We start from the raw sequence: 21713 nt of genomic DNA, 5'->3' as shown, positions 1-21713 counted from the left end.
GACGGGACATGACTTCCTCGGACCTGACGAGCAGCACGCGCGCGGCCCTCCCGGGCCCGGCGCAGACCGTGGTGCGCGCGCCCGTCGGCGCCGCGGCCCCGGCGTCGCCCCCGGCCGGTGTGCCGGTCTCGTCGCCCGACGTCGTCGCGACGGTGACAGGGTCCCTGCCCGTCCTCGTGACCGTCACCGCCGTGGTGGTCACGCGCGGCGAGTCCCCGTTCCTGCGCCGCACGCTCGCGGCGGTGCGCGACCAGACGAGCGGCCCGGACGCCGTCGTGGTCGTCGACGCGGCGAGCGCGGGGGCAGCCGGTCAGTACCCCGACCTCCACCTCGGTGACGCCCGGTTCGTCGCGGCGCCCCGGGCCCGCTCGTTCGGCGACGCCGTGGACGCCGCCCTGGCGAACGTCGACGCGGGCACCTGGCTCTGGCTCCTGCACGACGACTCCGCGCCGGCCCCCGACGCTCTCGCCGAGCTGCTGCGCGCCGTCGAGCACTCGAGCGCCGTGGCCGTCGCGGGGCCGAAGCAGGAGCGCTGGACGCTCGGCACGGCACCCGAGCCGGCGGACCCGTTCGAGCCCGGGACTCCGGGCCGCCTCCTCGAGGTCGGTTTCACGACGACCCCGCTCGGCCGTCGGATGACGGGCATCGACGACGACGAGATCGACCAGGGGCAGCACGACGCGCGCGACGACGTCCTCGCCGTCGGCCTCGCGGGCGCGCTCGTGCGCCGGTCCGCCTGGGAGGAGCTGGGCGGGACCGACCCGGAGCTCGGCCCGTTCGGCGACGCTCTCGACCTGTGCCGGCGCGCCCGGCTCGCGGGGCACCGCGTGATCGTCGTCCCGTCGGCCGTGGTGCGGCACGCGCAGGCGTCGCTCCTCGGGCTGCGGGACCGGTCCGCGCGCAGAGCCGGCGAGGCGCCGAGGCCCGACCCGGACACGTCGTACGTCCAGCGACGACGGGCGCACCTGCACGCGCGTCTCGTCGGCGTCGCGCTGCCGTGGCTGCCGTTCGTCGCGCTGGCCATGCTCGTCGCGGCGCCCTTCCACGCGATGTACCGCCTGCTCGTCAAGCAGCCCGGCCACGCGCGCGACGAGATCGTCGCGCCGCTCTGGGCGCTGGCCCGGTTCGGGCCGGTCGTGCGAGCGCGTCGGCGGGCCGCGCGGACCGCTCGGCTGCCGCGCAGCACGCTGCGCCCGCTCCGGGGGACGTGGCGCGAGGTCCTCGCCGAGCGCCGCGACCGTCGCCTCGCGCGGGCGGAGCTGCGGCGCACGGTGTGGGCACCCACGGACATCGAGCGGCGCGAGCTGCGCGTGCTCGCCGTGCGCCGCCGCGCGGGCCTGGGCGTGGTGGTCGCGGGACTCGCGGGACTCACCGCGCTCGTGTTCGGCCCGCTCGTCGGTCCGCTCGTGTCCGGGGGGCGGCTCGTCGGCGGGGGCCTCCTCCCGGCCGGCAGCACGCTCGGGGACGTGTGGCGGGCGGCGACGACGGGCTGGGTCACGACGGAGCTCGGGGCGTCGGCGCCCGCCGACCCGTTCGTCTCCGTGCTCGTCCCCGGGTCGCTCCTCGCGGGCGGTTCGGCGCAGACCGCCGTCGACGTCCTCGTCCCGGCCTGCTTCCTCCTGGCCGGTCTGGGCGCCTGGTTCGCGGCGGGTGCTCTCACGCGCTCGGTGGCCCTGCGCGGATGGGCCGCGCTCGTCTGGGTCGCGGCGCCGAGCCTGCTCGCGGCCGTCGCCTCGGGGCGCGTCGGTGCGGTCCTCGCGCACGCCGCGCTGCCGTGGGTGGCGCTGACCGTGGTGCGTGCCGTCGGCCTGCAGCGGGTCGACGTCGTCGCCCCCGCCACGCCCGACGCGCCCCACCGCCCCGCGCGCCCCGAGCCGGGGTCGCTCGCTGCCGCGGCGGCCGCCGGGTTCGCGTTCGCCGTGGCGGTCGCCGGGGCGCCTGTCCTGCTCCCCGCCGGGCTCCTCGCGCTCGGTGTCGCGGCGCTCGGTGTGCGTCGCCACCGCCGCTATCTCGCGCTCGTCCCCGTCCCCGCGGTCGTCGTCTTCGCCCCGTTCCTCGTGCAGGCGGCGCGCACGTGGTCCGACGGCGGGTGGCAGCTCCTGCTCGCCGATCCCGGGGCACCCGTCGCCTCCGACGCGGCCCCCGGGTGGCAGCAGGTGCTCGGGCTGCCCGTCGCCCCGCTGCCGTGGTTCGGTGCGCACGGGACGGACGCCGCCGACCTCCTCGCACGGTGGGCACCGTTCGTCGCGGGTGGCGTCGTCGTGGTGCTGGCCGCCGTGGCCGTCCTCCGGGGACGTCGTGTCGCCGTGGGGGCGTGGTTCGTCGCGGCCGTCGGGGTCGGTGCGGGCGTCCTCGCGGGGGCCACGACCGTCGCACCCGGTCCGTCGGCCGGTCCGGTCACGGGCTGGCCGGGCGCAGGGGTGTCACTGGCGCTCCTCGCGTTCCTCGGCGCGGCGCTCGCCGGGCTGCCCCGGCTCCCGGACCGGGACGCGGCCCCGTGGCGAACGGGCAGCGTCGTCGCGCTCGCGCTCGTCGTGACCCTGCTCCCGCTCGGGACGGCCGCGTCGTGGACCGCTCAGGTCCTCGACCGCTCCGACGCGAGCGTCGGGACGGTCCGCGCCACCACGCAGCCCGTCGTCCCACCGGTCGGCCGCCAGATGCAGACGTCTCCGCGCCAGGCCAGGGTGCTGACGCTCGAGCCGGGGGAGGACGGCGTCGTCGCGTACGCCGCGCTGCGCGGGGACGGACCCCAGGCCGTGGACTCGTCCGCCGTCGTGCGGTCGCGCCAGGAGGCCGCACCCGGGGTCGTCGAGGCCGACCTGCCCACGACGGTCGCCGAGCTCGCCGCGGGCACGTCCGACGACGCCGCGGCGCGCCTCGCCCGACTGGGCGTGGGGGCGGTCCTCGTCCCGGCGTCCGTGCCGGCGAACCAGGCGCGGGCCGAGCTCGTCGCCCGGCTCGACATGGTGCCGGGCCTCGAACGCATGACGGAGGGACAGTCGGAGGTGACGTGGCGGGTCGCGCCGCAGGGCCTCGAGCCCTCCTACGCCCGGCTGGAGACCGCAGACGGCGCGGTCGAGACGCTCGAGGCCGACCGGAGCGCGCTGCGGCCCGTCGACGCCAGGGTGGCCGCTGGGCCGGCGGACCGCACGGTCGTGCTCGCGGAGAACGCCGGTCCGGGCTGGCGCGCGACGCTCGACGGGCGGGCGCTCGAACCGGTCGACCCGGCGTCGACCGGCGGTCTGCAGGCGTTCGAGCTCGGTGCGGACGGCGGACGCCTCGCGGTCTTCCACGCCGCGGACCACCGGACGGCGTGGCTCACGGTCACGGGCGTCGTGCTGCTCGTGTTCGTCCTGCTCGCGGTCCCGGTGCGGCGACGTCGGCCGGTGGCGCGATGACGGCCCGGCGCTCCGTCGCCCGTCGGCTCGTGACGACCGGCGCGGGGGTGGTCGGCATCCTCGCCGTGGGCGCGGTCGCGGCGTTCGGCGGTGTCCTCACGGACCGCGTGCCCGAGCCGCAGGTCGCCGACCCCGTCGAGCACGTGACGGTGGCTCCCGCGCAGGACGTCCTCGTGTGCCCCGGACCCGCGCGGCTCACCGACCCCGAGGCGGTCGGGGACGCCCAGTTCGGGCCGGCGCCGGTCGGCACGACGAGCGTGCTGCGGGCCGCGGTCGGGGGCGACGCGACGTCGACGCTCACGCCGCTCGACGGCGGCGCGTCCACTGAGCTGGACGCCGCGGCAGACGGAGCCGGTCCCGCCGCGACGACGGTCGAGGACCCGACCGTCGGGTCCGTGCTCGCGGTCCGGCCGGGCGAGGGCGACGCGCCGCGCCCCGCAGCGTCCGTGGGCTCGGTGACCACCGCGGGAGACCTGAGAGGTCTCGCCGCGGCGAGCTGCGGCCGGCCCGGGATCAGCCACTGGCTCGTCGGCGGCAGCACCGAGGTCGGCAGCAGCGCCCAGCTCGTCCTCCAGAACCCCGGTCTGACGCCGGCGACGGTCCAGGTGAGCGCCTGGGGTCAGGGAGGTCAGGCGGTCCTCGCCGGTGGCGGGCAGCAGCTCGTCGGGCCGGGGGAGGAGGTCGTGACGCTCGTCGAGGCGGCCGCGCCCGAGCAGCGGCGCCTGGTCGTGCACGTGGAGGCGTCCGGCGGGCTCGTCTCCGCGTACCTGCAGCACACCACCCTCGACGGGCTCGTCCCGCTCGGGCTCGACGATGTGGTGCCGGGCGCGGAGCCCGCCCACGACGTCGCGCTGACGGGGTTCGAGAGCGTGGGGGAGGCCGTCGACGACCCGCACGCACCGCAGTTGCGCGTGCTCGCGCCCGGTGCGGAGCCGGGGACGGCGCGCGTCGTCGTCCACGGCGAGGACGGGGTCGTCCCGCTGCGCGGCGTCGAGGAGGTCGCGCTCACGCCGGGCGTCGTGACGGACGTCTCCCTGGGTGGTCTTCCGAAGGGCCGGTACACGGTCGCGGTCCGCGCCGACGTGCCGGTGGTCGCCGGTGGGTCGGTCGACCGGCGGGGCGAGCCGGACCCTGACCTGCTCCACGAGGAGCGGCAGTACGACCGCGCCTGGATCGCGGCGGTGCCGCTCGTGGAGCCCGACGCCGACGGGTCGGCCCGAGCGGGCCAGGTCGCGCTCGTGCCGGGCACGTCGTCGAGCCTGTCGCTGGCCGCGGTGCCGGTCGAGGCCGACGCCGACGCCGACGCCGACGCAGGGGATTCTCCTGCCGACAAGCTCGAGCTGGCGGTCCGTGCCTACGCCGTGGACGGGACGCTCCTCGGGGAGAAGACGGTCGCCGTGCCGGCCGGGGCGACGACCACGCTCGCCACGGGGTCGCTGCGACCGGAGGACTCGGACGACGCACCGGCGACCGTCACCGTCGACGTCGTCCAGGGTGTCGACGGAGTCGCCTCGCTGTGGTCGGTGCTCGCGAGCGCCGGCAGGCCGAGCGGGGACAAGGGCGACAGGACGCCGAGCCTGCTCTCCGTGCTGCTCCCGGTCGCGGACGGCTCCGCGCCGCGCGAGGTCGCCGTCCGCGCGTCGGGCACGGCCGGGCTCGGCCCGTAGTCCCGGGCCCGTCGTGGCCGGAAGTGCGGCCGGAAGGTCAGTGGTCGCCGGTGTAGCGCGGGTCGATCTCCTCGGGCGAGCGCGCCAGGAGGTGGGCGACCTGCTCGACGACCACGTCGCGCACGAGGTCCTCGAGATCCTCCGCGTCGAGCGCCCGCGCCTCGACCGGCCGGCGGTAGACGACGACCCGGGACGGCTGGCCCGACTCGGCCGGGAAGCACCGCCCGAGCGGCACGACGCCCTGCTCCCACGGCGCGGGGTCGGACGGCGGGACGTCCTCGACCGCGAACTCCGTCCCGCGCAGCTGCTTGGCCCACGTGCGCTCCACGCGTTCGACCACGTCGACCACGACGTCGTCGAACCGCTCGGCCCGCGTCCGGTTCGCCGGGGCGGACGGCGGGAGGAGGGGGCCGCGGAGGCCACGGCCCCGTCGGTCGCGACGTCGTGCCGCCGGTCCGTGCCCGCCGGGCCCGGGCGCGCGCAACGGGATGTCGAGGTCGTCGAACGACGGCTCGCCGGCCCCCTGCTCGACGGGCGCGGTGGGACGGCGACCGGCGGCCCGGTCGCGCGACCGGCGCCCGCGCCCCGCCGGCTCGGGCCGGGAACCGGGGAAGGAGGGGAAGCCACGCACACGACGACTGTAGACGCGCAGGCGGCCCGCTGTCCCGCTGCGGTCCTCGCCGTGCCGTGCCGGCCGGCGGCGCCGGGACCGCGACGGCGTGTGCCACACCCGCTGACCTCGCGAAAGGCGTAAGGTCACCCCGTGAGATCCGTCAGGCAGTGCTCGCGCACGGCGTGCGTCCGTGCCGCCGTCGCGACCCTCACGTACGTGTACGCCGACTCGACGGCCGTCCTGGGTCCTCTCGCGCACCTCGCCGAGCCGCACAGCTACGACCTGTGCGCCGAGCACGCCGAGCGCCTCACCGCCCCGCGCGGCTGGGAGGTCGTCCGGCTCTCCCCGGAGTTCGTCGAGACCGGCCCGAGCGACGACGACCTGTCGGCGCTCGCGGACGCCGTCCGTGAGGCGGGCAAGGTCCGGAGCGAGCCCGAGCCCGCGGCCGTCACCGAGGTCGGGCGGCGCGGCCACCTGCGCGTGCTGCGCGCCGAGGGCGACTGAGCCGGTGTCGTCGGCGCGGCGCACCTGAGTGCGCCTGAGCGCCGCGACTACGGGGTCCAGACGCAGACGACGTGGCCGTGCCCGCCGATGCGCAGGGACCCGGCGCCGTGCGGCACGAACGCGGACTCGCCCCGGGCGAGGACCAGCTCGTCGTCGTCGCCGTGCAGCACGGCCTTCCCGTCCAGGCACAGGACGATGCGAGGGCCCTCGGACGGGAACGTCAGGGTCTCCTGCTCGTCGACGTCGGCGACGACGAGGCCGAACTCCTCGACCGGGGCCCGGTACGTGTGGAGCTGTCCGCGGTCGCCGGAGGCGGTGACGGTGGGGACCGTGGGACCGCTCGGCTCGAAGACGGCGCACTCGACCAGCGCCGCCTCGTCGACCCGCTTCGACGTGAGGCCCGCGCGCAGCACGTTGTCGGAGCTCGCCATGACCTCGATGCCGAGGCCGCTGACGTAGGCGTGCACCACGCCGGCCGGGATGAACAACGACTCGCCGGGCTCGAGGGTCACCCGGTTGAGCAGGAGCGAGACGAGCGCTCCCGGGTCGCCGGGGTGCTGCTCGGCGAGGAGCATGACGGTGCGGTCCGCGCGCTCGTACGGAGAACCGGCGTCCAGGCGACGGCGCACGGACTCGAGGGACTGCTCGAGCGCGGCAGGCGTGCCCGGGTCGTGGCGCGCCGCGACGAGGCCCGTGAACGCGGCACGGATGCCGCGGGCCGACCTGTCGGAGACGAGCGCCTCGCGGACCGCCGCGACGAGCGGGCCGTCGAGGCCGTCGAGGAGGGACAGGATGGCCCGCGGGGTGCGGAAGCCGACGAGTCCCTCGAACTGCGAGAGCGCGACGACCATCTCGGGCTTGTGCTGGTCGTCGTGGAACGAGCGGTCGGGCGACCCGTGGGGGAGCCCGTCGAGGTTCTCGCGGTTGAAGCCGGCGCGGGCGTGGTGGGGCCGCGGGTGCACCTGGAGCGAGAGGGCTCGGTCCGCGGCGAGCACCTTGAGCAGGTAGGGCAGTCTCGGGCCGAAGGCGTCCGCCACGCGTCGTCCGAGCATCCCCTCGGGGTCGCCCTGGACGAGGTCGGCGAGCGAGAGGTTCCCGGCCGCGTCACCCGGTGCCGCGTCGAGCACCGTCGACGGCGCGCTCGGGTGCGCACCGAGCCAGAGCTCCGCGGCCGGCCGACCGTCCGGGGTCGAGCCGAGCAGCTCGTGGATCCGCGTGGGCGAACCCCAGTCGTAGTGCTGGACCGTGTTGTCGAGCCGGAGGTGCCGGTTGTGCATGCTGAGAGGTCTCGCGTCCGTCTGGCGGGGGCGCGTCCTGCCCACGCGGTCCGATGAGGTCTCCGGCCAGCGTAGCCGAGGGCTCTCGACCGCCGGGGGACCCCGTGCGTGCGGGGCCGGGGGGAGCTCGCGGCCGGTCCCCACTACTGTTGTCGGGTGACCACGAGCGATCTCTCCCACCTCATCAAGGCCTACGACGTCCGCGGTACCGTCCCGGACCAGCTGAACCCGGAGGTGACGCGGGCGATCGGCGCCGCGTTCGCCCGCGCGGTCGTGCTCCCGGAGGCTCCGGTCACGAGCGGTGACGTGGCGCCGCGGCCGAGCGTCGTCGTCGGGCACGACATGCGCGACTCGGGCCCGGAGCTCGTGGACGCGTTCGCCGCGGGGCTCGCGGACGCGGGCGTGGACGTGACCCGGATCGGGCTCTGCTCGACGGACGGGCTCTACCACGCGTCGGGCGTGCTCGGCGTGCCGGGCGCGATGTTCACGGCGAGCCACAACCCGGCCGCGTACAACGGCATCAAGCTGTGCCGCGCGGGCGCGCGCCCCGTCGGGCAGGACACTGGCCTCGCCGAGGTCCGCCGTCTCGCGGAGGGCTTCCTCGACGACGGGCTGCCGTCCGCCGTGGACGAGCGCGGCGCGGTCACCGACCGCGAGATGCTCGCCGACTACGCGGCGTTCCTCCGCGGCCTCGTCGACCTGTCCGGCATCCGCCCCCTCAAGGTGGTCGTGGACGCGGGGAACGGCATGGGCGGGTACACCGTCCCCGCCGTCCTCGGGACGGGCGCGGGTCTGCCCGCCCTGCCGCTCGACGTCGTCCCGCTGTACTTCGAGCTCGACGGGACGTTCCCGAACCACGAGGCCAACCCCCTCGACCCGAAGAACCTCGTCGACCTGCAGGCCGCGGTCGTCGAGCACGACGCCGACCTCGGGCTCGCGTTCGACGGCGACGCGGACCGCTGCTTCGTCGTCGACGAGCACGGCGACCCGGTCTCCCCCTCGGCGATCACGGCGCTCGTGGGGCTGCGCGAGGTCGGCAAGGAGCTCGAGGCGGGGCGCACGCCGACGGTCATCCACAACCTCATCACGTCGCGCGCGGTGCCCGACTTCCTCGGCGCGGCCGGCGCGAAGACCGTGCGCACGCGCGTCGGGCACTCGTTCATCAAGGCCCAGATGGCCGACAACGACGCGGTGTTCGGCGGCGAGCACAGCGCGCACTACTACTTCCGCGACTTCTTCTTCGCGGACACGGGCATGCTCGCCGCGATGCACGTGCTCGCGGCGCTCGGCACCCAGCCGCACCCGATGTCGGCGCTCGGCGAGATGTACGAGCCCTACGTCGCCTCGGGCGAGATCAACTCCACCGTGGCCGACGTCCCCGCGGCGCGGGCACGCGTCGTCGAGGCCTACGTGACGCAGCAGGGCGCCGGACCGGTCGACGTCGACGAGCTCGACGGCCTGACCGTCTCGCACTGGGACTCCCACCCCCAGTGGTGGTTCAACCTGCGCGCGTCGAACACGGAGCCGCTGCTGCGGCTCAACGTCGAGGCGGCGGACCAGGACATCCTGGAGAAGGTGCGCGACGACGTCCTGTCGCTCGTGCGCGCGTCCGACGCCGCGGCGTCGGGCACCACGACGAGCGAGGAGCGAGCATGAGCCGGCAGATCGACGCGTGGGTGCGCGAGGCCCTGCGCTGCCCCGTGACGGGCGCGACGCTCGTGGACGGCACCGCCCCCGACGGCGCACCGGAGCTGCACTCGACGGACCCCGAGCGACCGCTCGCGTACCCGGTGCGCGACGGCATCCCGGTGCTCCTGGAGGACGACGCCCGGGCGCTCTGAGCACCGACGTCACGCGCACGAAGGCCGGCTCCCCGGAGGGAGCCGGCCTTCGGTGTCGAGGTGCGGGTCAGACGCCCGCGGCCTCCTTGAGGTCGTCGACGAACGTCGGGTTGGCCTCGAGCCACGCCTCGACGGCCGCGTCCTCGTCGGAGTACTCCTCGGAGTTGAACATCATGTTCTCGAGCGAGAACAGCTGCTCGTCGTCCAGCTCGAACGCGCCGACGAGCTTCGTGAGCGTCGGGTAGCGCTCCTCGAAGTCGCTCGCACCGTAGGTGTGGATCTCCTCGGCGTCGCCGAGCGTGCCCTCGGGGTCCTCGAGGTCGCGGACGGGGAACTCGTCGTAGGCCCAGTGCGGGCGCCACAGCGTCACGGCGATGTTCTCGCCGGAGTCGGTCGCGCCCTTGAGCTCGGCGAGCATCGCCGGGGTCGAGGAGATGGTGTAGTCCATGCCCTCGAGCCCGTAGGTCGGGATGACCTCCTCCTGGGTGACCTTCGTCAGGCCCGCGCCCGCCTCGATGCCGACGAGCTTGTTCCCGTACTCGTCGGCCATGGCGGCGAGGTCCTCGAGGGACTGCGCGGGCGAGTCCTCGTTCACCGCGACGGTGAGCTTCGCGTCGTCGTACCAGACGCCGAGGTCGGTGACGTCGTCCCCGTACTCCTCGAGGTACGACGCGTGCGTGATGGGCAGCCACGTGTCGAACAGCAGGTCGAAGTCGCCGCCGGCGAGGCCCGTGAAGACGATGCCGATGTCGGCGGTCTGCGTCTCGACGTCATAGCCCTCGTCCTCGAGGATCGCCTTCCACAGGTGGGACACGGCGATGCCCTCGTCCCAGCCGGACGGGATGCCGATCGATACCTCGGTCTCGTCCTCGCCCGTGGAGGCGTCGCCGGAGCCTCCTGCCTCGGTGTCGGACGCGCAGGCGGACAGGCCGAGGCCGAGGACGGCGGCGGTGGCGACGGCCGCGGTGCGGCGGGCGGTGCGGTGGGTCGTGCGTGCGGGGGTCATGCGTTCCTTCCTGGGGCCCGTGCGGGCCCGGTCTGGTGGTGCCCGACGGCGCGGGGTGCTGCTGCGCCGTCGGGCGGGGCCGGGCCTCGGGCCCGGCGAGGGGCTCAGACGCGCGCGGCGGCGAGAGCCCGGGAGACGGGGGCGCGGTCGGCGAGGGCCGACGTCACGCGGTCGAGGAACATGGCGAGGATGACGACCGACAGGCCGGCCTCGAAGCCGAGCGCCACGTCGATGCTGCTCAGCGCCTGCACGACCGGCTGTCCCAGGCCGCCCGCGCCGACGAAGCCGGCGATGACGACCATCGACAGCGACAGCATGATCACCTGGTTGACGCCCGCCATGATCGTGGGCATCGCGAGGGGGAGCTGGATCTGACGCAGGATCCGCCCGGGGGTCGAGCCGAACGCGTGGCCGGCCTCGACCACCTCCTTGTCGACCTGGCGGATGCCGAGCTCGGTGAACCGCACGCCGGGCGCCATCGCGAAGACGATCGTCGCGATGATGCCGGGCACGGGGCCGGTGAGGAAGATGACGACGGTCGGGATGAGGTAGACGAACGCCGGCATGGTCTGCATGAAGTCGAGCACCGGTCGGACGGTGCGTGAGACTCGGTCGTCGCGCGCCGCCCAGATGCCGAGCGGGATCGCGATCGCGAGCGTGATCGCCGTGGCCAGCAGCACGAGCGCGAGCGTGTCCATCGCGTTGTCCCACTGGTCGACACCGGCGACGACGAGGAAGCCGACGAGCGAGCCGACGGCGAGCTTCCACCCCTTGGCCACCAGCGCGAGCGCGGCCAGCACGAGCGCGACGATCCAGAAGGGCGGCGTCGCCAGCACGGTCTCGAAGACGTCGTAGATGCCGGTGAGCACGTCCTTGACGACGTCGAAGACGGGGTCGAAGACATCGGTCACCCAGTCGACGAAGGCCTCGACCCACTCGCCGAGGGGCAGCCGGGGAACGATCGTGTCGCTCATCGGGCACCTCCCTCGGTCACGGGGCGGCCGTCCACGACGCCGTCCTCCACGGGGGTGTCGAGCACCGGGGCCTGCGCGGTGGGAGGGTCCTCGACGCGGTCGTGCGCGACGGCCTCCTGGACTGCGGGCACGGACACCTCGCCGGTCCGGGGCTGGTCGCCCGGGACCATGGCTTCGAGCAGCGTCACGCGCGGCACGACGCCGACCAGGCGGCCGGACTCGTCGGTGACGGCGACGGGCAGCGGGGACTCCGCGGCGGGGGCGAAGATCTCCGCGAGCGGGGTGTCGGGGGAGACGGGTGCGACGCCGTCCCGCACGATGCCGTCGAGCGACTCCTTGCCGGCCTTGATCGCGGCGACCGCGTCGGCGTCGCGCACGACGCCCTGGAGGCGGCGCTGGCGGTCGACGACGTACGCGGCCGACACCTGCGCGTCGCGCATGGTGCGGCTCGCCTGGCGCGGGCCGCCGCCCATCGGGACGACGACGGCCGGGCGCACCATGACCGACGAGGCCGTGAGCACGCGCGTGCGGTCCACGTCGGCGACGAACTGCGCGACGTAGTCGTTCGCGGGGTCGGAGAGGATCTGCTCGGCGGTGCCGATCTGCACGATGCGGCCGTCGCGCATGACGGCGATGCGGTCGCCGAGGTGCATGGCCTCGTTGAGGTCGTGCGTGATGAACACGATCGTCTTGCCGAGCGTCTGCTGGAGCTCGAGGAGCTGCTCCTGCATCTCGCGGCGGATCAGCGGGTCGAGCGCGCTGAACGCCTCGTCCATGAGCAGCACGTCGGTGTCGGCCGCGAGCGCGCGGGCGAGCCCGACGCGCTGGCGCATGCCGCCCGAGAGCTGCGACGGCAGCGAGTCCTGCCAGCCGCCGAGGCCCACGAGGTCGAGCGCCTGCTGCGCCTTCTCGCGGCGCTCGGCCTTGCCCATGCCCTGGATCTCGAGGGGGTAGGCCGCGTTGTCGAGCACGGTGCGGTGGGGGAGGAGCGCGAAGTGCTGGAAGACCATGGAGACGTGCTTGCGGCGCAGGGCGCGCATCTGCTGTGCGTCGGCCTGCGCGAGGTCGGTCCCGCCGAGCAGCACGTGGCCCGACGTCGGCTTCCACAGCCCGTTGAGCATGCGGATGAGCGTCGACTTCCCGGAGCCGGACAGGCCCATGACGACGAAGATCTCGCCCTGCTGCACGTCGAAGCTCGCGTCGATGACCGCGGCGGTCCCGAGGGGCTTGACGTCGTCGCGCGACGCGCCCTGCTCCAGCCGGCGCACGGCCTCGACGGGCTTGCGCCCGAAGACCTTGTAGACGTCGCGGACCGAGAGGGCGGTCTCGCGCTCGGCGGGGCTGCTGCCGTCACCGCCGGGACGACCGGCGGGTTGCGCCGGTCCGGGTGGTGCTGTGGTGCTGAGAGCTGTCATGCGGTGGTGTCGCCACCTTCCGTCCGTGGACCGGCGTTGCCCGGGCGCGCCGGACGGTCGCCCCGGAGCGGGGGACGTCGACGGTGGCACGGGACGAGGTCCCGGTGCGAGGACGGCCCCCTTCGGGCGGCTCGTCCGGCCGGCGCCCTGCTGGGCCGGCGCACACGGGACCTCACGCTGATCCGATGTCTATCGGTTCCCCAGCACCCTGCCTCAATCCAGGCCGAATTGAAACCGAGGTCCCGTGATTCCGGGACGATCGCAGGTGGTTTCTTGACCCGAGATCGTTGGCAGCCTGCGGATAGCGTCGGATCGCGGATCGTTACCTCTTCGTGATCTTGATTCGGTCAAGAGATCGTGCTACCGCGCGCGCCCGCGCACGCGCAGCGTTCTCGGCCGCCTCCGGACGGCCCCTGCCGACACTGCCGGCTCTGGCCGGCCCTGGGTAGGGTGGGGGAGTCCGTCGGCGAGGCCGACGGGCAGGCGCGGACGGGAGCCCCCAGCGCAGACCTCGACCGTGATCGTCCCCAAGGAGAATCATGTCCACGACGGCGCCAGCCCCCACCACGGCCCCCGGCTTCGACGAGCTCCCCGGCCGCTACAAGGTCCGCGACCTCTCGCTCGCCGAGGCCGGTCGCCACCAGCTCCGCCTCGCCGAGCACGAGATGCCCGGCCTCATGGCACTGCGCGCCGAGTACGGCGCGTCGCAGCCCCTCGCCGGTGCGCGCATCGCCGGGTCCCTGCACATGACGGTCCAGACCGCCGTGCTCATCGAGACGCTCGTGGCCCTCGGCGCCGAGGTGCGCTGGGCGAGCTGCAACATCTTCTCGACGCAGGACGAGGCCGCTGCCGCCGTCGTCGTCGGCCCCGACGGCACGCCGGAGGACCCGCGCGGCGTGCCCGTTTTCGCCTGGAAGGGCGAGAGCCTCGAGGAGTACTGGGACTGCACCGAGCAGATCCTCGTGTGGCCGGGCGACGGCTCCGATGCCGAGCGGCGCGGCCCGAACATGATCCTCGACGACGGCGGCGACGCGACGATGCTCGTCCACCTGGGTCTGCAGTACGAGCGCGCGGGCGTCGTCCCGCCCGACACGCTGCCGGGCGAGCCCGACCACACGCACGAGATGAACGTCGTGCGCTCCGTCCTGCGCCGTGCGCTGGAGCAGGACCCGCTGCGCTGGACGACGGTCGCGCAGGCGATCCAGGGAGTCACCGAGGAGACGACGACGGGCGTGCACCGCCTGTACCAGCTCGCCGAGGCCGGCGAGCTGCTCTTCCCGGCGATCAACGTCAACGACTCGGTGACGAAGTCGAAGTTCGACAACAAGTACGGCATCCGGCACTCGCTGCCCGACGGCATCAACCGCGCGACCGACGTCCTCATGGGCGGCAAGGTCGCGTTCGTCGCGGGCTACGGCGACGTCGGCAAGGGCGCCGCCGAGGCGTTCCGCGGACAGGGTGCGCGCGTCATCGTGTCCGAGGTCGACCCGATCTGCGCGCTGCAGGCCGCGATGGACGGCTACCAGGTCGCGCGCATCGAAGACGTCGTGGACGTCGCAGACTTCTTCATCTCTACGACCGGCAACAAGGACGTCATCCGCGCCGACCACATGGCCGCGATGAAGAACAAGGCCGTCGTCGGGAACATCGGGCACTTCGACAACGAGATCGACATGGCCGGGCTGGCCGACCTCCCGGGCGTCACGCGGACCGAGATCAAGCCGCAGGTCCACGAGTGGACCTTCCCTGCCGGCACGGGGGACGACGGCACCCCGCGCGCGGAGCGCTCGATCATCGTGCTCTCCGAGGGGCGCCTGCTCAACCTGGGCAACGCGACGGGCCACCCGTCGTTCGTCATGAGCAACTCGTTCTCCAATCAAGTGATCGGGCAGATCGAGCTGTACCGCGACGCGGTCGAGTCCGCCGAGGCGGGCCGCGAGCGCTCGTACGAGCACCAGGTGTACCGCCTGCCGAAGGTGCTCGACGAGAAGGTCGCGCGGCTGCACCTGGACGCGCTCGGGGTGCGCCTCACGGAGCTCACGCCGTCGCAGGCCGACTACCTCGGGGTGCCCGTCGCCGGGCCGTACAAGCCCGAGCACTACCGCTACTGACAGGCGCCGGGGCCTGCCCCGCGGCGACCTCCTCGGCGATCGTCGCCGACCAGGAGGCCGTCGCGGGGCCCCCGCGCCGCGCGCCGTGACCTGTGGGAACGTACTCCCAGGGCTCGGCAGTCAACGTGAGGGTGGTGCGCGGTGGAGTCTCGTCGATCGACGTCCGGTCCTGGAGGGTCCCGTCGCGTACCCGGGTGGGTGCGGTGGACCGCGAGCGGGCTGCTGCTCGCGCTGAGCGGGATCCTGGCCGTCGCGGCGCTCGTCGCGCGCTACGCCGACGGCACGCTGCTCGACACCGAGCGGTACGTCGCGATCGTGCGGCCCCTCGCTGACGAGGAGTCCGTGCAGAACCAGGTCGTCGAGACCGTGACGGACCAGGTCATGTCCCGCGTGGACATCGAGGCGATGACCGCGACCGTCCTCGACGGCCTCGCCGCGTCGATCGACCCGGACGCGAGACCGCGGCTCTCGGCCGCGGCCACCGAGCGCGCGGACGCCGCGGCGGCCGCGCTCGCCCCCGTCGTGTACGGGCAGGTCGAGCGCCTCGTCCACCAGGTCGTCGAGCGCGTCGTGACGTCCGACGCGTTCGCAGGGGTGTGGGAGAACGTCAACCGGGCGGGTCACCGGGCCGTCGTCTACGTCGTCACCGGCGAGGGCGACGTGGTCCGGGCCTCCGAGGACGGCGTCGTCCGGCTCAGCCTGGGGCCCGTCGTCCAGGACGTCCGTGCGGCGCTCCAGGAGCGCGGCTTCTCCTTCGCCGAGCGCATCCCGGACGTCGACCCGGAGCTCGTGCTCGGCCAGTTCCCGCAGGTGACGGTGATCCAGACGGGGGTGACGTGGCTCGGCCGCGCCGCAGCCTGGCTGCCCTGGGTCGTCGTCGGCCTCGCGGCGCTCGCCGTGTGGGTCTCCCCGGCCCGACGGCGCGGCGTCGGGCTGGTCGCGGGGACCTGGGCCGCGGCCGGGCTGCTCCTCGTCGGCGCCATCGCGTTCGGGCGCTCGGCGTACCTCGAGGCGCTGCCGGCCTCCGCGCGCGAGAACGCGACGGGCGTCGTGTACGACCGGCTCCTCGGACCGCTGCGCGACGACGGCATCGGGCTGGCTGTCGTCGGTGTCGTCCTGCTCGCGGCGGTGATCGGCTGGTCGGTCTGGTCCGGCGGGCGCAGTGCCGCCGGTGCGACGCCGGCGGAGTCGCTCGCCGAGACGCCGCGAGCCGATCCCTCGTGACCAGAGCGCCCTCCTGACCGGGGGCTGTCCCCCCTCCGGTCCGGCGGACCGCTCCCTGGTGGTGGCGTGGTCGGTGTCGCCAGACTGGCACCATGATCGCCGTGACCCCTGACCAGCCGAGCGTCCTTCCCCCGGGCGAGCCGTCGCCGTCGGGCACCCCCGCGACGGCGCCCGAGCCGGACGCACCGGTCCCCGCCGTCCCTGCCACCGTCGCCGGGACGCGTCCCGACCCCCGCTACGCGGACCACCGTCGGCAGGTCTCGTTCCTGCGCGCGCCGTTCGCGGGGCGGACGTGGCGCGAGTACGGGTACCTGTGGCTCGCGCTGCTGCTCGCACCGTTCGGGCTGGCGTACGCGCTGTTCACCGTGTCCTTCCTCGCCGCGATGCTCGTGACGGTGCTCGGGATCTTCCTCGCCGGGGGCGTCGTGCTCGGTGCGCGGGGCTGGGGGTCGATGTACCGGTCGATGGCGCGCACGATGCTCGACGTCGACGTCGCGGCCCCCGCGCACTACGTCCGGCCGCGCGGGTTCTGGCGGACGCTGTGGAGCGGCGCGGGCGACGGGACCGGCTGGCGCGCGCTGCTGTTCCTCCTCGTCACGTTCCCGCTCGCGCTCGTCTCCTTCGTCGTGAGCACGGTGTTCCTCGCGGTGGGCCTCGGGGCCCTGACGCACTGGGTCTGGTCGCGCTGGCTCCCGCTGCAGCAGGCGAGCGACGGGACGTGGCACCGGGGCGCCTCGTTCGGCACCGACTGGTTCGTGGACACGCCGGTGCGCCAGCTCGGGCTCGTGCTCGTGGGCGCCGTCTTCCTGTGGGTCTGGCCGCACCTCACGCGCGCGTTCGCGCACCTCTTCCGCGTGCTCACGGTCGCGCTGCTCGGCCCGACCCTCGCGAGCCTGCGCGTCGCGGACCTCGAGGAGTCCCGCGGCCGCACGGTGGAGGACGCCGACGCCAAGCTGCGGCGCATCGAGCGCGACCTGCACGACGGCACGCAGGCACGCCTCGTCGCGGTCGCGATGCAGCTCGGCGAGGCGAAGGAGCAGCTCGCGGCGGGCGGCGAGCCGCACGAGGCGCTCGACCTCGTCGACCTCGCGCACTCCTCGACGAAGGAGGCGCTCGTCGAGCTGCGCGAGCTCGCCCGCGGCATCCACCCGCCCGCGCTGGACAACGGCCTCGCCGTCGCCCTGGAGACGCTCGCCGCCCGGTCTCCGCTGCCGGTCACGGTCGACGTCGACCCGGTCGTCGAGGCGTCGGGCCGGCTCGCGCCCGCGGTCGAGTCGATCGCGTACTTCTGCGTCGCGGAGCTCGTGACGAACGCCGTCAAGCACGCCCGCGCCACGGGCGTCTACGTGCTCGTCGAGCGGCAGGGCACCGGCCGCGCCGCGCGCCTGCGGCTGCGCGTGCGCGACGACGGACAGGGCGGGGCGCGCGTCGTGCAGCCCGGCTCCGACGGCCAGCGGTCCGGTCTCGCCGGCCTCGCCGAGCGCGTGCGCTCGGTCGACGGCTCGTTCGAGCTGACGAGCCCCGTCGGCGGGCCGACCGTCGTGACGGTGCTCCTGCCCGCGCGCGTGTGAGGATGGCGGCGCATCCCGAGGGAAGGACACCCATGCGGCTCGTCATCGCCGAGGACTCGGCCATCCTGCGCGACGGTCTCGTCGCGCTCGTCACGCGACGCGGCCACGAGGTCGTGGCCGACGTGCCCGACGGCGACGCGCTCGTCGCGGCGGTGACGCGGCTCGCCGCCGAGGACGCGCTGCCGGACGTCGCGGTCGTGGACATCCGCATGCCTCCGACGTTCACGGACGAAGGCCTGCGGGCGGCCCTCACGCTGCGCGCCGCGCACCCGGGCCTCGGCGTCCTGCTGTTCTCCCAGTACGTCGAGACGCGCTTCGCGAGCGAGCTGCTCACGGGCGGGGCGCAGGGCGTCGGCTACCTGCTCAAGGACCGCGTGGCCGACGTGAGCGAGTTCGTCGACGCGCTCACGCGCATCGCGGCGGGACAGACGGTGCTCGACCCGGAGGTCGTCAGCCAGCTCATGGGGGCCTCGCGGTCCGACGACGGTCTCGCCCGCCTCACGCCGCGCGAGACCGAGGTGCTCGAGCTCATGGCCCAGGGCCGGTCGAACTCCGCGATCGCCGAGACGCTGTTCCTCTCCTATGGCGCCGTCGAGAAGAACGTGACGTCGATCTTCGGCAAGCTCGGCCTCCCGCAGGACGCGGGCGACCACCGCCGCGTCCTGGCGGTGCTGCGCTACCTCAAGATCTGAACCACGCCTCGCCCGACCTGTCAGCGCCCCACCGGTCCGTGCACCGGTGGGGCGCTGACATGTCGGGGCGGGGGAGAACCCCCGTGCGGTTCGGGCGGCTGTCCGCGCGGCGGCCGGGGGTGGGTCCCGTTCCAGGTCAGAGCGGGTTTCTCGAGACTGGTGGGAGCCGGATGACGCCGGCTCCCACCGACCGAGGAGCGTCCCGTGACCGCCCTGCTCGACCCACCCCGCTCGCCCCGTCAGACCCGCGCGGAGCACCCGCCCGCGGCGACCTCGACGACCGGGTCTCGCGTCGTCGTCGGGCAGCGCGCGGCCGCTGAGGGCGCTGACCGCGCCGGCAGACCACCGCGCGACGTCTTCGTCGACGCCGTCCGGGCGCTCGCGACGGTGTGCGTCGTGACGGTGCACTGGCTCATGGCCGACGCGTCGTGGGACGGCCGGGACCTCGAGCTCGGCAACGCGCTCGCCCACGGCCACGGCTGGGCCGTGACGTGGGTGCTCCAAGTGCTCGGGCTCCTGTTCTTCGCGGCGGGCGCGTCGGCCGCGTACGGGCTGCAGCGCACGCCCGACGGCACGACCCCCTCCGGCCTGCGGCTCGTCGCGCAGCGCGTGCCGAGGCTGCTGCGGCCGGTCGGCGTGCTCGTCGGGGCGTGGGTCGCCGTGGTGGGCTTCCTCCTCGCCCTCGGGCTGCCTGACGACGCGGTGCTGACCCTCGCGCGTCTCGCGCCACAGCTCCTGTGGTTCCTCGGGGTGTACGTCCTGCTCGTCGCCGCCACGCCGCTGCTGCGCCGGGCGCTCCACGCCGCGGGCTGGTGGGCCGTCGCCGGGCTCACGGCGGTGCCGCTCGCGGTCGAGGCCCTGCGCTTCGGGGCGGGCCTTGAACGGCTCGCGCTCGTGGACGTCGTGCTCGTGTGGGCCGTCCCGTACGTGGTCGGCATGCTCTACGCCGACGCGCGCGCCGGGCTGCACGTGGTGCGCCGCGGTCGCGTCGTCCCCGTCGCGGCCGTGCCGTCCCGGGCCGTGCTCGTCGCGGTCGGTGCCGGAGCGCTCGCGCTCGCGGCGCTCCTCGTCGCCGTCGGGCCGTACCCCGTGTCGCTCATCGGGATGCCGGGGGACGCGATGTCGAACCTCGGGCCGCCGACGGCGCCCGTCCTGCTGCACGCGATCGGCCTCGTCGCGCTCGTGCTCGCCGCCCGCGGCGCGCTCGTGCGCTGGGCGGACGGCCGGGGGCGCGGTGTCGTGGCGGCGCTCGCGGCCCGCTCGATGACGGTCTACCTGTGGCACGTCACCGCGATGATCGCGGTGGTGGCGTTCGTCCTGGTGGTCCTCGGGACGCCGCTCCCGGAGCCGGGGTCCGCCGACTGGTGGGCGAGCCGGCCGCTGTGGTTCGGGGCGTTCGCGCTCGTCCTCGCAGGGGTCGCGCGCGTCGTCGGGCGGTTCGAGGGGCCCGCGCGGAAGGATGCCGGCACCCGGCGCACGGCCGGTGCCGCCGGGCCGGTCACCGCGACGGGTCGGGCACCGAGTACGGCAGCCGGTGCAGCATCTCGGCCTGCTCGGCGGCGAGCGCCTGCTGGCGTCGCGCGGTGACCCAGTCGCGGTCCCGGCGCGCGGCGAGCACGGCCATCAGGAACGCCTCGGGGTGCGTCCCGGGCGGTGGCCCGGGGGCGACGTACCTCTCGATCTGCCCGGCGAGCTCCTGACCGAGGCGTGCCCGCGACGCCGGGTTGAGCCTGTCGACGCGCGCGAGGAACTGCCGGGCGGCGAGCGCCAGGCCGTCGGGGAGCCGACGCATGTCCGCGTGCGACGCCCAGGCCTGGAGGTACGGCGGCATCACCAGCGGTGCGAGCGTCGCCCTGCCTCCCCGCACCCGGATCGCGTACGTCCCCGCCGCCATGTCCCCGAGCCGCTTGCCGCGGTCGTTGGTCAGGGACGCGACGAGCGCGACGGTCCCGAACGTGAGCCACAGCTCGCCGACCCCCACGAGCGCCCGCAGGAAGGCGTGCCGGAAGCGGACGGGGCCGCCGTCGTCGCGCACCACGCGGATCCCGAGCGCGAGCTTGCCGAGCGAGCGCCCGCGCGTGAGGGTCTCCACGGTCGTGGGGATCACGACCATGACGAGCACGAAGAGGCTGATGAGGATCGCGGGCGCGAAGTCCGGGTCCACGAAGGTCAGCGAACGGGCCGCGACGAGCGAGAACGCGACGAGGACGACCCCGATCGCGACGAGGTCGAGGAAGAAGCCGAGGCCTCGGGAGAGGAAGGACGCGGGCCGTGCGTCGAGGACCACGCCCTCACCGATCAGGATGCCGTCGCGCACGTCGCTCCTCGTCTCATCTCGTCTCGTCCGTCCGTCCTGCCGGGCCGTCGCGCCACCGGGCGACCGTCCCGTGTGGCAGGGTATCGGTCGTGGACCTCGACGCCTTCACCGACGTGCACCGCGCACAGTGGGACCGCCTGGAGGCGCTGACGAAGCGGCGTTCGCTCGACGGCGCGGAGGCGGACGAGCTCGTGCGCCTGTACCAGGCCGTGGCCACGCACCTCTCGACGATCCGCTCCGTCGCGCCGGACCCCGTGCTCGTCACGCGGCTCTCCGACCTCCTGGGCCGCGCCCGCACCCGCATCGCGGGCGCGCACGAGCCGGCCTGGCGCGACGTCGTGCGCTTCCTCGTCGTCTCCCTCCCCGCGGCGCTGTACCGGATCCGCTGGTGGTCGGTCGGCGTGACGACGGCGTTCCTCGTCGTCGCGCTCGTCGCGGGCGTGTGGGTCGCGACGACGCCCGAGGGGCTCGCATCGATGGGGCCGCCGAGCGTCCAGGAGGAGTACGTCCAGAATGCGTTCGCGTCGTACTACGACCCGGGGCTCGACTTCGCGGCCGTCGTCTGGACGAACAACGCGTGGATCGCCGCGCAGTGCATCGGGCTCGGGATCACGGGCGTCTACCCGGCCTACGTGCTGTTCTCGAACGCCGTCGCCGTCGGGTCGACCGGCGGGATGATGGCCGCGCACGGCGAGCTCGACCTGTTCCTCACCCTCATCGCCCCGCACGGCCTGCTCGAGCTCATGTCGATCTTCGTCGCGGGGGCCGCGGGGCTGCGCATCTTCTGGGCGTGGGTCGATCCCGGGCCGCTGCCGCGATCGCGCTCGCTCGCGCAGGAGGGGCGCTCGCTCGTCACGGTCGCGATCGGCCTCACGATCGCGCTCGCGGTCTCGGGCCTCATCGAGGGCTTCGTCACCGGGTCCACCATGCCGTGGTGGCTGAAGATCGTCCTCGGGTCGATCGCGCTCGCGGCCTTCTGGGTCTACACGATCGTGCTCGGCCGTCGTGCGGTGCGCGCGGGCGAGACCGGCGACCTCTCGGCGGACCACGCGGGCGACGTCGCGCCGGTCGCGGCCTGACCGACGGCACCCTGCGCCCGGCGG

General features: G+C 74.8%; 17 protein-coding genes. 11 read left to right on the top strand and 6 right to left on the bottom strand.

Going from position 1 to position 21713, the window contains the following annotated elements; genetic code table 11:
• Window positions 1-8 precede the first annotated feature (8 nt).
• Together AC4H2G_RS16560 and AC4H2G_RS16555 are read left to right on the top strand one after the other, a co-directional pair.
• Window positions 9-3398 (top strand): glycosyltransferase, encoded by a 3390-nt coding sequence (locus AC4H2G_RS16560; protein ID WP_494366830.1) that lies wholly within the window; start codon window positions 9-11, stop codon window positions 3396-3398.
• On the top strand, window positions 3395-5065 hold the full coding sequence (locus AC4H2G_RS16555) for a DUF5719 family protein (RefSeq protein ID WP_494366829.1): 1671 nt from the start codon (window positions 3395-3397) through the stop codon (window positions 5063-5065). The genes AC4H2G_RS16560 and AC4H2G_RS16555 overlap by 4 nt, the downstream gene beginning before the upstream one ends.
• A 37-nt stretch (window positions 5066-5102) precedes the next feature.
• Here the strand turns inward: AC4H2G_RS16555 and AC4H2G_RS16550 are convergent, their stop codons facing one another.
• A complete protein-coding gene (locus AC4H2G_RS16550; protein ID WP_494366828.1) occupies window positions 5103-5696 on the bottom strand; it encodes a metallopeptidase family protein in 594 nt (197 codons plus the stop codon).
• Between the two features lie 132 nt (window positions 5697-5828).
• Between AC4H2G_RS16550 and AC4H2G_RS16545 the strand changes: the two genes are divergently transcribed.
• Window positions 5829-6182 carry a DUF3499 domain-containing protein gene (locus AC4H2G_RS16545; protein ID WP_251150333.1) on the top strand — a complete coding sequence of 118 codons (354 nt, stop codon included), beginning with the start codon at window positions 5829-5831 and terminating at the stop codon, window positions 6180-6182.
• A 47-nt stretch (window positions 6183-6229) separates the two neighbouring features.
• Here AC4H2G_RS16545 and manA read toward each other — a convergent pair whose 3' ends face one another.
• Window positions 6230-7459: a mannose-6-phosphate isomerase, class I gene (gene manA, locus AC4H2G_RS16540; RefSeq protein WP_494366827.1), complete on the bottom strand. Its 1230-nt coding sequence runs from the start codon at window positions 7457-7459 to the stop codon at window positions 6230-6232.
• Window positions 7460-7615: 156 nt separating this feature from the next.
• On the opposite strand from manA, the gene AC4H2G_RS16535 reads away from it, so the two are divergent.
• Window positions 7616-9115 (top strand): phosphomannomutase/phosphoglucomutase, encoded by a 1500-nt coding sequence (locus tag AC4H2G_RS16535; protein WP_494366826.1) that lies wholly within the window; start codon window positions 7616-7618, stop codon window positions 9113-9115.
• Window positions 9112-9300, top strand: coding sequence for a Trm112 family protein (locus AC4H2G_RS16530; RefSeq protein ID WP_494366825.1), 189 nt, complete (start codon window positions 9112-9114; stop codon window positions 9298-9300). The genes AC4H2G_RS16535 and AC4H2G_RS16530 overlap by 4 nt, the downstream gene beginning before the upstream one ends.
• A gap of 67 nt (window positions 9301-9367) precedes the next feature.
• Here AC4H2G_RS16530 and AC4H2G_RS16525 read toward each other — a convergent pair whose 3' ends face one another.
• From AC4H2G_RS16525 to AC4H2G_RS16515, 3 genes are all read right to left on the bottom strand, one after another.
• Window positions 9368-10306: a glycine betaine ABC transporter substrate-binding protein gene (locus AC4H2G_RS16525; RefSeq protein WP_494366824.1), complete on the bottom strand. Its 939-nt coding sequence runs from the start codon at window positions 10304-10306 to the stop codon at window positions 9368-9370.
• 104 nt (window positions 10307-10410) lie between these two features.
• Window positions 10411-11280: an ABC transporter permease gene (locus AC4H2G_RS16520; RefSeq protein ID WP_494366823.1), complete on the bottom strand. Its 870-nt coding sequence runs from the start codon at window positions 11278-11280 to the stop codon at window positions 10411-10413.
• Complete coding sequence (locus AC4H2G_RS16515) at window positions 11277-12695, bottom strand: quaternary amine ABC transporter ATP-binding protein (protein ID WP_494366822.1); 1419 nt, start codon at window positions 12693-12695, stop codon at window positions 11277-11279. Before AC4H2G_RS16515 ends, AC4H2G_RS16520 begins: the two co-directional genes overlap by 4 nt.
• A 539-nt stretch (window positions 12696-13234) precedes the next feature.
• On the opposite strand from AC4H2G_RS16515, the gene ahcY reads away from it, so the two are divergent.
• The 5 genes from ahcY to AC4H2G_RS16490 all read left to right on the top strand — a co-directional run bounded on the left by ahcY (window position 13235) and on the right by AC4H2G_RS16490 (window position 19880).
• Window positions 13235-14806, top strand: a complete 1572-nt coding sequence (gene ahcY / locus AC4H2G_RS16510) for an adenosylhomocysteinase (RefSeq protein ID WP_494366821.1) — start codon at window positions 13235-13237, stop codon at window positions 14804-14806.
• Between the two features lie 198 nt (window positions 14807-15004).
• Window positions 15005-16030 carry a hypothetical protein gene (locus AC4H2G_RS16505; RefSeq protein ID WP_494366820.1) on the top strand — a complete coding sequence of 342 codons (1026 nt, stop codon included), beginning with the start codon at window positions 15005-15007 and terminating at the stop codon, window positions 16028-16030.
• Between the two features lie 92 nt (window positions 16031-16122).
• Complete coding sequence (locus AC4H2G_RS16500; RefSeq protein ID WP_494366819.1) at window positions 16123-17601, top strand: sensor histidine kinase; 1479 nt, start codon at window positions 16123-16125, stop codon at window positions 17599-17601.
• 32 nt (window positions 17602-17633) lie between these two features.
• Window positions 17634-18293, top strand: a complete 660-nt coding sequence (locus AC4H2G_RS16495; protein ID WP_494366818.1) for a response regulator transcription factor — start codon at window positions 17634-17636, stop codon at window positions 18291-18293.
• A gap of 204 nt (window positions 18294-18497) precedes the next feature.
• On the top strand, window positions 18498-19880 hold the full coding sequence (locus AC4H2G_RS16490) for an acyltransferase family protein (RefSeq protein ID WP_494366817.1): 1383 nt from the start codon (window positions 18498-18500) through the stop codon (window positions 19878-19880).
• Here the strand turns inward: AC4H2G_RS16490 and AC4H2G_RS16485 are convergent.
• Window positions 19792-20610 carry an RDD family protein gene (locus AC4H2G_RS16485; RefSeq protein ID WP_494366816.1) on the bottom strand — a complete coding sequence of 273 codons (819 nt, stop codon included), beginning with the start codon at window positions 20608-20610 and terminating at the stop codon, window positions 19792-19794. The two genes, AC4H2G_RS16490 and AC4H2G_RS16485, sit on opposite strands and share 89 nt — an antisense overlap.
• An 89-nt stretch (window positions 20611-20699) precedes the next feature.
• Here AC4H2G_RS16485 and AC4H2G_RS16480 point away from each other — a divergent pair, with 89 nt between their 5' ends.
• Window positions 20700-21689, top strand: a complete 990-nt coding sequence (locus tag AC4H2G_RS16480) for a stage II sporulation protein M (RefSeq protein ID WP_494366815.1) — start codon at window positions 20700-20702, stop codon at window positions 21687-21689.
• The last annotated feature ends 24 nt before the right edge of the window (window positions 21690-21713 follow it).

The sequence above is a fragment of the Cellulosimicrobium sp. BMG9.23 genome (assembly GCF_059159985.1).
Note: the sequence above shows the minus strand (reverse complement) of the source record. Positions and strands in the feature narration are given on the sequence as shown.